Below are 13,070 nucleotides of genomic sequence, written 5' to 3' on the forward strand. Positions count from 1 at the left end.
GGATTTAACTCAAAAAAATTCCCGCTTTTTTAAAGCGGGAATGGAATTTGATAGAATTTTTTGAACAGAGCTTAGCCATCAAATCGGTTTTTTGATCGTCTTCATCAGTGCTTTATGAATAAGCTCGTTTCCGGCAACGATATTCTTTTTCCCGAAGATATTCTGCCCGCCATCCTTGTCACTGACAAAGCCGCCAGCTTCCCGAACCATCAAAAGGCCAGCCGCCATATCCCATGGCTGTAGATTATCTTCCCAAAAACCGTCAAGACGACCGGCTGCAACATAAGCAAGATCAACCGCAGCCGCACCCATGCGTCGGATACCGGCCACTTCGGCCATCACATTGCGCAGTTCAACAAGATATTCGCCATGATGACCACGACCAAGATGAGGAATACCTGTTCCGATAACGCAATCTTCAAGCTTGCGACGATTGGCAACCCGCATGCGCCTGTCATTTAAAAACACGCCACCACCGCGCTCGGCAGTGAAGAGTTCATCCATTGCGGGATTATAAATCACACCGGCAACAATCTGGCCCTGACGTTCCAATGCAATCGAAACGCCGAAAAAAGGTATACCGTGAAGAAAATTGGTTGTTCCATCAAGCGGGTCGACAATAAAACGATGTTGGGTGTCGCTACCGTTGATCTCGCCCGATTCTTCCATGAGAAAACAATAATCCGGACGCGCTTTTAAAAGCTCTGTCCGGACAATATCTTCTGCGCGTCGATCGGCCTGGCTGACATAATCGGCCGGACCTTTCAAAGACACCTGAAGATTTTGTACCTCGCCATAGTCACGGGCAAGCGACCGCCCCGCTTTCATTGCCGCTTGTACCATGACATTCATTATCGCTGAACGCGCCATCAAACCAATCCTTAATCTGCACGACGCAGATAAATAAGCTCGTTTGTATCGACAACCACTTTCTCGCCTGAAGAAATAAACGGCGGCACAAGAATGCGGATGCCATTTTCGAGAACCGCCGGCTTATAGGAAGAAGCAGCAGTTTGCCCCTTAACAACCGGATCGGCTTCGGTAATCGTCAATGTGACCTGATCTGGCAAATCGATGCCGATCGGCTTTTCTTCATAAAGTTCAACCGTGACCTTCATGCCATCCTGAAGGAAAGCAGCACGCTCGCCAACAAAATCTTTCTGCAATTCAAGTTGCTCGAAAGTTTCCGAATCCATGAAAACAAGTGCGTCACCCTGCTCGTAAAGGAACGTATAGTCCTTCTGTTCGAGTCTTACTTTTTCAACAGTTTCAGCTGCGCGGAAACGCTCATTCAATTTTGTTCCATCAAGCAGGTTTTTCAATTCGACCTGATTGAATGCACCACCTTTTCCCGGTTTGACTGCATTGCATTTGACTGCAACCCAGAGGCTGCCATTATGTTCAATCACATTACCCGGGCGGATTTCATTACCATTGATCTTCATCTTTTTTATCCGACATTAGATTATTGTGGAATAAGGACATTTGAAAATGTTCTTGATTAATCTGTTCAAGACCATAAAAAAAGTCTTTAAGCAAGGGGCGGCTTCAAATTTAAGGACATGCTTGAACTTTAAAGTGTCGGCATAAGCTGTTCTGCTTTTTGGCGGGCTGTTGCCAATTGCTCATCTGACATGCCTTCCAACATATTTTCGAGATCGGGGGCTTCCATTTTAGCCTGTTTGGCTACCATATACCAAGCGGCGGCTTTTACAATATCCCCCTCGGTTCCGATACCATCGCGATAAAGCCTCGCAAGATTGATCTGGGCCGGAGCAATCATCTTGCTTGCATCCATTAAGAGCAAATTGAACGCCCCATCATAATCGCGCGGACCACCGCGCCCTTCAACCATCCATTTGGCCAAAGTAATTTGCGCCGGAACATGATCTTTTGCAGAAGCTGCCTCCAGCAATTTGCGTGCATTATTGTCATCACGCGGACGTTTTGGCGTACCGCGCGCCAATATCTGGCTTGCGGCAAATGCCGAATCCGGATTGCCCCGTGCAGCCCCCTTCAAAAAATAGCTGAGACTGGTCTCCAAAGCGTCATCGCTATCGGATTTGCTCAATAATAATTGGCCGTAATAAAAATAGGCTTCAGGGACACCGGCATCCACGGCTTTTTTTATATATTCCTCGCCTAATGACGGGTCTTTGGGAACATAGGTTCCATTGAAAACCAACAGCCCGTAACGCAATTCCGCTTGCGGGTCGCCCTGCTTGGCAGCGCGGCCAAACCATAGAGCTGCCCGTGCCCCGTCAATTGCAACGGCATAGCCTTCCATATACATACGCCCCAACAGCGTTTGAGCTGTCGCATCCCCTTCTTCGCCTCTTTTCAAGGCTTCCAGAAATGCGGTTTTATAATTTCCTGCCATATAATTATCATAGGCACTGTCATATTGACCGGCTTTTAAATTATTTTCTCCCGTTTGTTGCGGTGTTACAGGCTTTGCACCTTTATCCGAACGGGCGTCCTCGGCATTGCCCCATGAACTACCGGCGAAGAGCATCACAAAAAACGCACCCAATAGTTTGCTTGTGAATGTTTTCATTCAGCAAGCTCCCCGTCGAGAACATCGCACTCTTCAATCAACTGCATAATTTGACGCACTGATTGTTGCGGATTTTCGTGACCAAAAATAATGTCTTCAACAGCAATAAACTCGGCTTTCGTTGCAATCACGTCGCCAAATGTCGCAATGTCGGAACCCGCCTGAACAATTGCCGGAATTTCCATAACTTCAGCCCACCACGATGAAAGTGCAATATTGCGCGGGTGAGGAGCCGGTTTTTTATCGGCTCCAAGTTTACCGAACATCAAATAGTCCGGCTCACATTCGCCGCTCAACATAGAGCTGTGTTTGTCACGCAAATTGCCGAAGCCGATAATCATTGAATCATGACGGCGTTCAAGCAATGTGTGGAGGTCTTCAATCGTGCCTTCGAGATGAATTCCATCTGCGTGAATACGACCGGCAATGCGGCTATCATTGGAAACAAGAAAAGCTATAGATTTTGCCTCGGTTGCATTTACGAGCAATTCGGCCTGTTGCTGTAGAAATGTCGGATCATTTTGCGAATCATAGACAATGAGGCTAGCAAAATCACCCTTATCGAGAACATCCATCAACAGATCGGCCTTTATGTTGCGACGCATGTCAAGTGTCATCACAAGTCTTTGGCGTAGGTGATTTATCTCTTTACTCATGGCATTATCATTTAGGTCTATAAAAAGGACGAATTAGGGCGAATCTATCATTTCCACACTAATCATTTCTTACAATGATTTCACCTTGGAAAGAAATGTGATTATGCATTGTCATATTTCGACTTCAAATTGCCGGCAAATCAGATAATGACGCATTGAACAAATTTTATTTGATCGGCCGTTTGGTCAACAGGGATTAGAATTCTATGAAGCAAATGACAATGTCTAAAAGGGACACCCGAATCGATGTGTTTCGCGCATTGGCATTGCTGACCATTTTCATAAACCATGTTCCCGGCACTATTTACGAATGGCTTACCCACAAGCATTTCGGCTTTTCCGATTCGGCAGAAGCTTTTGTTCTTATTTCCGGAATAGCTGTCGGCTTGGCCTATGGCAGCAAATTTTTCGGCCAAAACCGGTTGCTCATTTCTTTAAAACTTTTACGCCGCTCGGCTACTCTTTATTCAGCCCACATACTGACAACATTGATGAGTCTGGCAATTTTTGTCGCTGCAGCATTATTTTTTCAACGACCGGAATTTTTGCATCTCAACAATATACCGCCTTTGTTAAAGGACCCTGCATCATCGTTGCTTGGTCTCGTCACACTTGGTCACCAGCTCGGCTACAACAATATATTGTCGCTTTACCTTGTTCTGGTTCTGGCGACACCTTTTATACTTTACCTTGCGATAAAATCGCTCAGGCTTCTGCTCGCTTTATCCTTTACAATATATCTCGTAGCAGGATTTTATGGGATTGCACCGCATAACTTCCCGACCAAGGGTGTATGGTTTCTCAATCCGCTTTCATGGCAATTTTTGTTTGTTATCGGCTGTGCAACAACAATTTATATCAAAAAGGGTGGCAAACTTCCTCGCCATCCTCTTCTGGTGATTGTCGCAGCAAGCTATCTCGTCATCTCGTGTCTGTGGGTGCGTCTTGGCTGGTGGTGGATAAATCCGACAATGGGACTTCCCGCAACTCTTGCCGGTTTTAACAAGACTTTTCTTTCTCTGCCGCGTCTTCTCCATATTCTGGCGTTGGCCTATCTCATTGCCACAATCACACCGCTAAACAAATTGGCTACGGTCAGAAGCAATCATCCACTTGCCATACTGGGTAAACACAGTCTTGCTGTCTTTGTCGCCGGTACGATTCTGGCTATGGCAAGTCAGGTTCTTAAAATAGTAAATCCCGGTGGGCTTTATTACGACACATTGCTTTTGACCACAGGAATCGTCATACAATTTGCCGTAGCCTATTATTTCGAATGGATAAAAATCGCTACAAAAGAACTTGCAACGAAAGGACTCACAACCACGGGGCAAACCTACTATGTGGCGCGCAGCTCCCAAGCGATGGGACAACAGGAAAAGCTCTCATCAACAAAACTTGCTGATAAACATTGGCAAAAAGCATGAAATCAGGGCCAATTGACCTCGTCAAAGCTCGTTGCAGAAACGATTTCCAAGTCTCTTGTTCAATAGAAAAACCGCAATGATAAAAATCCGGTTGAAACAAAAGCCGGTCGAACCAAAAAATTGTCCGGCCAAACCGATATAAGGCACTATAGACTCAACGCTTTGAAGCCGTTAACCTTGCATTAAGGATTTCATTGCGAAAAGATCCAAAAAAGTGCAGTTTTTGTTTCTGCAAAATCTTGATGGAACAATTACCGAAAAGATTTCTGTCTTTCGAATTGTTGAAATCGGGAAAAAGAGTTGGAGTAAAACGGTTGCATCCGCAAGGTTTTCATAACGACAATATGATTGTCATGTTTGAACATGGTGCATTCGACAATGCATTTTCGCGTCTTTATGACGAAGGAATGTCATTGATCGAAAAAACCGCCGCCTATATTGATGGTGATGGAAAAATTGCTTCGCGAAACCTTTCGGGAGAAGCTTCTTCACTTTATGCAGCCGAAGCTATGCGTATGAGTACACGGCTTATGCAAGTTGCTTCATGGCTATTGTTATTTCGCGCAGCACGCGAAAAAGAAATGACGAAAGACCAAATTGCCCAGGAAAAAGCAAAAGTCTGTCTTAACACTCCTTCATTGATCGACGAAAATCCGAATTGGAAAGAGCTGCCCGAAGAATTCAAACATCTTGTCGAACTTTCGTTGCGGATAGAAGAACGCGTCCGCCATATGGATCGAGATGTTGAAAGCGCCTTGAACCATGATGAAAACGGGTTGAACCCTGTCAACAAACAAATCAATATGATCAAAGCAGCCTTTCAGCATAATTAACTTGCTGTTCATTTTGTTTCCCTTTTGTTCACAATCTGCTACAAAACAGAGCATAAAAGCTTTATGCTCCGGATTATGGCTGAAGCGATTCGTATTATAGGTATCGATCCCGGTTTAAGACGTACTGGATATGGCGTCATAGACGTTCTGGGAAATAATCTGAAATTTGTTACATCCGGTACAATCCGTTCGGATGATAAATTAAGTCTGGCTTCAAGGCTGTCTACGCTTTACGACGGCCTTTCTAAGATCATCCATTCTTTTATGCCGGAGGAAGCAGCTGTCGAGCAAACTTTTGTCAATAAGGACGCAACTGCCACATTGAAGCTCGGACAAGCGCGCGGCATCGCATTATTGGCACCCGCACAGGCCGGTTTGCCGGTTGCCGAATATGCACCTAATTCCATCAAAAAAGCTGTCATTGGCGTCGGACATGGCGAAAAACAACAAATTCATATGATGGTGAAAGTTTTGATGCCACGGGCCAGTTTTGATTCAAGCGATGCGGCTGATGCTTTGGCCATTGCTATTTGTCACGCCCATAACCGCAATAGTCTGGAAAACCGTTTGAGAGCTTTGGTATGATAGGAAAACTGAAAGGCATTATTGACGAAATCAATGTTGATCACCTAATCGTCGATGTTCATGGCGTTGGCTATATTGTCTTTGCAAGCCCGCGTGTTCTGGGAAGCCTTCCGGGCATTGGTGAAGCTGTAACGCTCTTCATTGAAACACAAGTGCGAGAAGACGCTATAAAGCTTTTCGGCTTTACCACAAAGGCCGAAAAACAATGGTTCGCACTGTTACAGACCGTGCAAGGTGTTGGCGCAAAAGTGGCTCTTGCACTGGTCGGTACATTGTCCCCTTCCGAAATTGGCAATGCAATTGCCTTGAAAGATATTGCCATGATCTGCCGCGCACCCGGAATTGGTAAAAAAGTAGCCGAACGTATTGTGACAGAATTGAAAAACAAAGTTCCCGAGTTTGCCGGTAATGACAACAATTTGGCCCTGAAACAGGACCTCGGCGAAGGAGCCACATCGCAGGCCATATCGGACGCCGTTTCGGCTTTGGAAAATTTGGGCTATTCGCGCGATCAGGCGGCCAATGCTATTGCCAGTGCATTGCGTGAAGCGGGTAATGACGCAGATTCGGCAAAGCTGATACGGCTTGGTCTAAAAGAAATTTCAAGGTAAAATGTTTTCATGGAAAATAATGAACGCCTGATATCTGCCAATAAACGTGATGAAGATGGTGACGTTTCTCTGCGTCCCCAATGTCTTGATGATTTTGTCGGTCAGGAAGCCCAAAGAGCAAATCTGAAGGTTTTCATCGAAGCTGCAAAAAATCGTAATGAAGCTTTGGATCACGTTTTGTTTGTCGGTCCTCCCGGGCTCGGCAAAACAACGCTTGCGCAAATTCTCGCAAAAGAGCTCGGTGTCAATTTTCATTCCACTTCCGGACCTGTTATCGCCAAAGCGGGTGATCTTGCCGCGCTTTTGACAAATCTTGAGGAGCGCGATGTTCTTTTCATTGATGAAATTCATCGTTTAAGTCCGGCGGTTGAAGAAATCCTCTATCCGGCTATGGAAGATTTCCAGCTTGACCTGATTATTGGCGAAGGTCCTGCTGCACGTTCCGTCAAAATCGATCTTTCAAAATTTACCCTTGTTGCAGCAACAACAAGACTTGGCTTGCTGACCACCCCTTTGCGTGATCGTTTCGGTATTCCGATAAGACTGAATTTTTATACCGTTGACGAGCTTGAGCATATCGTCAAACGCAATGCCCATATTCTTGATATGCCTATTGCCGAAGACGGGGCGCGGGAAATTGCACGTCGTGCACGCGGTACACCGCGTATTGCCGGCCGACTTTTGCGCCGGGTCAGAGATTTTGCCTCCGTTTCCGGGGCTACAACAATTAACCGCGATATTGCCAATGAGGCATTGTTGCGTTTGGAAGTCGACCAGCTTGGACTTGACCAGCTTGATCGACGCTATCTTGGTATGATTGCCGAAAATTTCGGCGGTGGACCTGTAGGGATCGAGACGATTGCAGCCGGTTTGTCAGAGCCGCGTGATGCGATTGAAGATATTATAGAGCCTTATCTCATCCAACAAGGGTTTATACAGAGAACCCCCAGAGGTCGGGTGATGACTGCAAAAGCCTGGACCCATATGGGGTTAAATCCACCGAAAGCGGTTGATCAGGCCCAATTTAATATGTTTGGCGGTTCAGATGATTGAAAATGTTCCTTTTTGCGGCGAATTTATTGGTAATGTGCACCATCTTTTCGCCCGAGTTTATTATGCTGATACCGATTTTACCGGCGTCGTCTACCATGCCCGTTATCTGGAATTTTTTGAACGCGGAAGATCGGAATTTATAAGATTGAGCATGGCTCAACACCAACAACCGCACGACACCGAAGAAACCGAAAAATTAGGTTGGGTTGTCCATAAATTAACCGTCAACTACCATAAATCTGCCCGGTTTGACGATATACTTGATATACGAACGAAGATAACAAAAGTGACAGGCGCACGAATTGTCATGGCGCAGGAAATTATTTGCAACGACTTATTACTTGTCTCGGCAGATGTTCAACTGGCTTTGGTCAATTCCGAAGGCCGGCCTAGAAGGCTGCCCGATCAATTCATCACGAGCTGGGAAAATGCGCTCTCACAAAAATAAATAGCCTGATTTAACGAATTTTAAGGAAGAAATGGTAAATTTTTACTATTTATGAATAAAAGCTCATGTAAATATTTTTATCTTAGAGAATTTTTTATTGGTCATTGGTTTTGGAATAGCCATATCTGTAACGGCGGGGGTTTGGCTGACAAGAAAGGATGCGATTATCGGACGTGATCTCAAGTTCGTTAATAAAGGGGGTGGGTAATGATTTTTAAATTTATTTTTAGAGCCATCATCGTGGTGGTGGCTTTAGGTTTTGTGCACGTTACGAATGCACAAGAAGTGAAATTTGCGACTGATAATTCCAATATTCCTTTTAGCTATATGGAAAATGGCAAGCTCGTTGGCTTTGATGTAGAATTGTGGGATGCCATCGCAAAAGAAATGGGTGTTAAATATACCACGACACCGATGGATTTTTCGACGGTTATTTCGGACGTGCATATTGGCCAGATTGATGTTGCTATGGCCGGTCTGATTATTACCCGCACACGCTCCAATGTGGTCGATTTTTCCAAACCATATTATGAAGGTGGGCTTGTATTACTGGTTCGCAGTGACAGCACTATAAAATCCGTTGATGATCTCAAAGGCAAAACAATTGCCATAAAAAATGGCACAAGCGCTTTTCCCTATGCAATTGAACATTTACCGAATACCCAGCGTCACCTCTTCCCGGAAATCGATGCGGCATTTAACGACCTCGTTAATGGCGGAGTAGATGCTGTGTTGTTTGATGCTCCGGTTGTTATGCATTACGCAGCAACCGAAGGGAAGGATAAGGTAAAAGTCGTGGGAGGCGTATTGGAACAACAGAGTTACGGTGCAGCCTTCCCGCAGGGTAGCCAGTGGCTTAATCGCTACAACCTTGCACTCAAACATCTACAAGATAATGGAACATATGCAGCAATCTACAAGAAATGGTTTGGTGTCAACCCAAGCTAAAGTTTCGATTTTGTATTAGAAATTCAGCACAGCTTTTGAGATTTCTTTTGCTTTTCCCTTTTACCGCTGCTTGATCGCCAAAATTGCCGGAGTTCGAGAGTGCGCTTTCTCCAATAATCGGGCAAGGTTGAAAAATATTGAACTATATTCGATGACCACTATCCGAGGGGTGGGTTCTCTCATTTCACTTGGTTCATGAATGTTTGTACATTTATGATTGATATTTTCCTTATCGACACCATAAGACTTAAGGTCTTGTCTTTGTTTCAAGACAATCCTCTTTCATAAAACTATAAAAAGAAAAATTGATTGTATATCCATAGTCGTATTTCGGAATCCGGAATCTGTAATATTTTTGGCTTTCTTATTGTCTTTTTTATAACGCTTCAACATTCGTAAATTTACTCTGCACAATCGCAATTAGGACAACCAATTCTTTAAGAGTTTATGCGCCTATATTGGAGCGGCCCCGCGAGAGTCGATATTCTATATTTTTTATATTGACGACAATGAAGGGTTATTTGAAAGCCCCGTTACAAGTAGATATAGGGTTAATGCCCATGGAAAGACAACGTTCTTTCAAATCTTCGAACGCAACGGGCACATCTTTGAACGCAACGGGCAAGGTTCTATGAAATTTGTTCCTCCGCGACTAAAAGCTTCGTTACAAAACATTTTACTTAGCATTATAGTGCGGCAGAAGAGACATATTTAGTAGAAAATCCGTTGGGCAGCATGGATATAAAGGACCGGCTGATTTTGGATATGAGTTTGCGTTGATCGCAGCAAAACAGAACCCGCCAGAGAATAATTTCATATCAATAATATCCGAATTCTACCAGAATTGACGAATTTCTGAATTGTAAAATTCAAGACATAAGCGCTTGAAAAGCATTCATTTTCTTATAAGAAATATTAATGTCTCTTCTTACAAAAAATTCCGTCAATAAAAATAATTATTCATAATATATTTTAATACACGCCTTAACATAATTCACATAGTGCCAATCAATTCGGATAAACATTATTTAAAAATTTAACTGTTTAATTTTTATTTTATTGATACTGACCGGTTGCGTTATGAAATTTCAGAGAGCGTTAGAATTTTTGGATAGCAATATATTTTGAAATTGAAAAATCTAAACCCAATATTGTTTTGAACAAATGATGCTGCATATTTTCGGCTGAACCATTTTTCGCTAGTTTTCCCATCTATAAATTCTATCAGTCGTATTATTTCCGCGAACTCGAAAAAATATCCAACCCAAACTGGTTTTCACAAAAGGGTCCCGATCATATTTATTCATGGTTTGATTATCACGATAAAAATGGACTTTTCTCTCCTCCCCCTCGCAATTTGCGGAATTTAGCCAGTCCGGAAGTTTGGTTCCGAATGAATGGAGCGAAAGATACCCATAAAAAAGCCCCAAAAGGGGCTTTTAATGAGTTACGCCAAATATCTTAGAAATCGCGCTGGATACGAATGGCACCGCCTATAGCATCCTGATCATACAAATCGGAATGGACATCGTTCCATTTACGATAGTTGACTTCCGGCATAACAGTAAGACCGGGAAGCATTTCATAAGCAACATTGACAGCCGTGTAGGTGTTGCCTACGCCTTCATAAGTCAACTGCAAGTTACCAGTTGTTTTCGGTGTGAATTTATAAGAGGCGCCGAGCCAGCCAACCCATTTTCCGCCCCATGTACCGTAGAAACTGTCGACAGCACGGATACCGCGACGACCATCACGGATGAGAGTGTCCTCGTCATCAATATCTTCATAATATTTGTCTTTGAGGTCTTTATAAGCCCCCATGACCCAGACATTGAATGCATCGGTAATTTTCAGATTGACTTTTGCCTTGCCAATCCAGGCTTCATTGACAGCGTCATAAGCACCGGCACCGGTAATCGATCCCCAACCTTGATCGAATTTCAAACCGGCAACAACATCGGGGGTATAATCTTCTATCGTTCCGTTGAAGTCGGTATCTTCGTCGCCACCTTGCTCGATTGAAACCATTGCAGTCAGACCATTGCTGAATGCATATTGGTACTGGATCATATTGGTCCGATAGGCACCACCCAGAACAACATCGTCATTGATGAAGTCGCCATAGTAATCGAAAAATGTATTCAACGCCGATTCATCAACACCGATATGCAAACCGCCGAGTTCAATATAACCGAAACGCAATTGCGATGAAGATGAATCCGTCCCGTCATCGAAATCGGAACGCAATTCGATATGTGTTTTCAAGGTTCCAAGTTCGGTTTCGGAAGCTGTTGCAACAAGCAAATGGGCACGGACTTCATCGCGCCAGGTTTTCATATTACGTTCGTCACGCGAACGGGCATAAACATCGTCACCACCCTTCGCCTGTGCATAAATAAAACCACCCAGTTTCAGACATGTATCTGTGCCGGGAATATAGAAATATCCCTCGCCATAAGCATCACAGACGCGAACATATTCAACCGGCTCGGCTTCCGGCAAGGCGACATCAGCTGCCTTTGCCGCTGTTGTTTGAATTGAAATAACCGCGGAAGTTACCATGAATGCTTGAAATAATTTTTTCATCATTGCCCCGAAAAGTTACTGATCGATCATCTCGACAGCTTTAGGTGTGAACTGCTTGACATGGACATCTGAATTCCCTCGCCCGTCATGTCCATGCAAATTGAAACGAGCACATATAAGCTCTGAGTATCTATGCAAACTTGAAGAATCTATTCAAGTTTTTAATGGCCTTTTTATTTCTAAGTTGTTTTTAAGAGATAATCTGTAACAAATATGATACACTTTTATAATAAAAGCCCGAAACAGGTGCTTCGGGCTTTTTGAAAATTTTATAATTCCAATTCCAAATCAGGCGGCTTGTTCGTCCTTTTTGGTCCATTTGCCAAGTGCTGCAAGATAGTTCATCTTTGCACGGTGAGCAAAAGCCTTTTGTCCGGCTGCAACATTCTGCTTTTTACCGCCCCATGCCGCGATAGCAGCAGCTTGAAGAGCACGTCCGTAAGAGAATGTTACCTTCCACGGCAGGTTGCCGATTGCGTTGATTGCCGAAAGATGAGCTGTTGCTTCTTCGTCCGACTGGCCACCGGAAAGGAATGCGATACCGGGAACGGTTGCCGGAACAGTTGATTTCAAAACACGAACGGTTTTTTCAGCAACTTCCTCGACAGAAGCCTTGCGGGCATTTTTACCGTCAATAACCATATTCGGCTTTAAAACCATGCCTTCCAATTTGACGCGGGCAGAAAAAAGCTCGTCAAAAACGGTTCTCAACACATGTTCGGTTACTTCATAGCAACGATCAATCGAGTGATTTCCGGGTTTGCCATCCATGAGAATTTCCGGTTCAACGATCGGAACAATCTGTGCTTCCTGACAAAGTGCGGCATAGCGCGCCAAGGCTTGGGCATTTTGTCTTACAGCACCCCATGTCGGGAATTTATTGCTATCAATAGCAATAACACCGCGCCATTTGGCAAAACGAGCGCCAAGTTCGTAATATTCTTTCAAGCGTCCCCGTAAACCATCAAGCCCTTCTGTAATCGTTTCATCCGGAAAACCGGCGAGCGGCTTTGCCCCTTCGTCGACCTTGATACCGGGTATCGAACCGGCCTGTCTGATAATGTCGGTCAACATGCGACCATCCGAGGCTTTTTGACGAATTGTTTCATCAAAAAGAATGACACCGGAAATGTATTTTTCCATAGCTTCTTTGGTCGTGAACAACATCTCACGATAGTCGCGACGGTTTTCTTCGGTCGATTCGAGATGGATCGTATCGAACCGCTTTTTTATGGTGCTTGTGCTTTCATCAGCAGCAAGCAGACCTTTTCCTCCTGCCGTCATAGCAATTGCAATATCCTCAAGACGTTCACTCATTGGGGTGGCTCCTCTTTTTTAATAGCCAGACAATAACAATTTGTATCCA

13 protein-coding genes are annotated in these 13,070 nt (G+C 44.2%); 7 read left to right on the forward strand and 6 right to left on the reverse strand.

Annotation, left to right across the window (positions count from 1 at the left end; genetic code table 11):
- Positions 1–78 precede the first annotated feature (78 nt).
- The 4 genes from BBC0178_RS10625 to BBC0178_RS10640 all read right to left on the reverse strand — a co-directional run bounded on the left by BBC0178_RS10625 (position 79) and on the right by BBC0178_RS10640 (position 3,213).
- Positions 79–870 carry an inositol monophosphatase family protein gene (locus BBC0178_RS10625; protein ID WP_077973022.1) on the reverse strand — a complete coding sequence of 264 codons (792 nt, stop codon included), beginning with the start codon at positions 868–870 and terminating at the stop codon, positions 79–81.
- A gap of 11 nt (positions 871–881) precedes the next feature.
- Positions 882–1,445 (reverse strand): elongation factor P, encoded by a 564-nt coding sequence (gene efp / locus BBC0178_RS10630; protein ID WP_077973024.1) that lies wholly within the window; start codon positions 1,443–1,445, stop codon positions 882–884.
- 128 nt (positions 1,446–1,573) lie between these two features.
- Positions 1,574–2,557, reverse strand: coding sequence for a tetratricopeptide repeat protein (locus BBC0178_RS10635; RefSeq protein WP_077973025.1), 984 nt, complete (start codon positions 2,555–2,557; stop codon positions 1,574–1,576).
- Entirely contained in the window at positions 2,554–3,213 is a 660-nt protein-coding gene (locus tag BBC0178_RS10640) for a thiamine phosphate synthase (protein WP_078040142.1), read from the reverse strand. The genes BBC0178_RS10635 and BBC0178_RS10640 overlap by 4 nt, the downstream gene beginning before the upstream one ends.
- A gap of 215 nt (positions 3,214–3,428) precedes the next feature.
- On the opposite strand from BBC0178_RS10640, the gene BBC0178_RS10645 reads away from it, so the two are divergent.
- The 7 genes from BBC0178_RS10645 (at position 3,429) to BBC0178_RS10675 (ending at position 9,118) form a co-directional block, all read left to right on the forward strand.
- Positions 3,429–4,640 (forward strand): OpgC family protein, encoded by a 1,212-nt coding sequence (locus BBC0178_RS10645; protein ID WP_078040463.1) that lies wholly within the window; start codon positions 3,429–3,431, stop codon positions 4,638–4,640.
- A 344-nt stretch (positions 4,641–4,984) separates the two neighbouring features.
- Positions 4,985–5,473: a protease adaptor protein RcdA gene (gene rcdA, locus BBC0178_RS10650; protein WP_188317792.1), complete on the forward strand. Its 489-nt coding sequence runs from the start codon at positions 4,985–4,987 to the stop codon at positions 5,471–5,473.
- Positions 5,474–5,548: 75 nt separating this feature from the next.
- Positions 5,549–6,058 carry a crossover junction endodeoxyribonuclease RuvC gene (ruvC, locus tag BBC0178_RS10655; RefSeq protein WP_077973656.1) on the forward strand — a complete coding sequence of 170 codons (510 nt, stop codon included), beginning with the start codon at positions 5,549–5,551 and terminating at the stop codon, positions 6,056–6,058.
- Positions 6,055–6,669: a Holliday junction branch migration protein RuvA gene (gene ruvA, locus BBC0178_RS10660; RefSeq protein WP_078040143.1), complete on the forward strand. Its 615-nt coding sequence runs from the start codon at positions 6,055–6,057 to the stop codon at positions 6,667–6,669. Before ruvC ends, ruvA begins: the two co-directional genes overlap by 4 nt.
- 9 nt (positions 6,670–6,678) lie before the next feature.
- Positions 6,679–7,722: a Holliday junction branch migration DNA helicase RuvB gene (ruvB, locus tag BBC0178_RS10665; RefSeq protein ID WP_078040144.1), complete on the forward strand. Its 1,044-nt coding sequence runs from the start codon at positions 6,679–6,681 to the stop codon at positions 7,720–7,722.
- Complete coding sequence (locus BBC0178_RS10670) at positions 7,715–8,170, forward strand: YbgC/FadM family acyl-CoA thioesterase (protein WP_077973030.1); 456 nt, start codon at positions 7,715–7,717, stop codon at positions 8,168–8,170. Before ruvB ends, BBC0178_RS10670 begins: the two co-directional genes overlap by 8 nt.
- Before the next feature lie 207 nt (positions 8,171–8,377).
- Entirely contained in the window at positions 8,378–9,118 is a 741-nt protein-coding gene (locus BBC0178_RS10675; RefSeq protein WP_078040145.1) for a transporter substrate-binding domain-containing protein, read from the forward strand.
- Between the two features lie 1,461 nt (positions 9,119–10,579).
- Here BBC0178_RS10675 and BBC0178_RS10680 read toward each other — a convergent pair.
- Both BBC0178_RS10680 and BBC0178_RS10685 read right to left on the reverse strand, forming a co-directional pair.
- A complete protein-coding gene (locus BBC0178_RS10680; RefSeq protein WP_225868319.1) occupies positions 10,580–11,680 on the reverse strand; it encodes a porin in 1,101 nt (366 codons plus the stop codon).
- A gap of 312 nt (positions 11,681–11,992) precedes the next feature.
- Positions 11,993–13,021: a class I fructose-bisphosphate aldolase gene (locus tag BBC0178_RS10685; RefSeq protein ID WP_078040147.1), complete on the reverse strand. Its 1,029-nt coding sequence runs from the start codon at positions 13,019–13,021 to the stop codon at positions 11,993–11,995.
- Positions 13,022–13,070 lie beyond the last annotated feature (49 nt).

The sequence above is a fragment of the Ditibartonella apihabitans genome, assembly GCF_002007485.1.
Taxonomy (GTDB): domain Bacteria; phylum Pseudomonadota; class Alphaproteobacteria; order Rhizobiales; family Rhizobiaceae; genus Bartonella; species Bartonella apihabitans.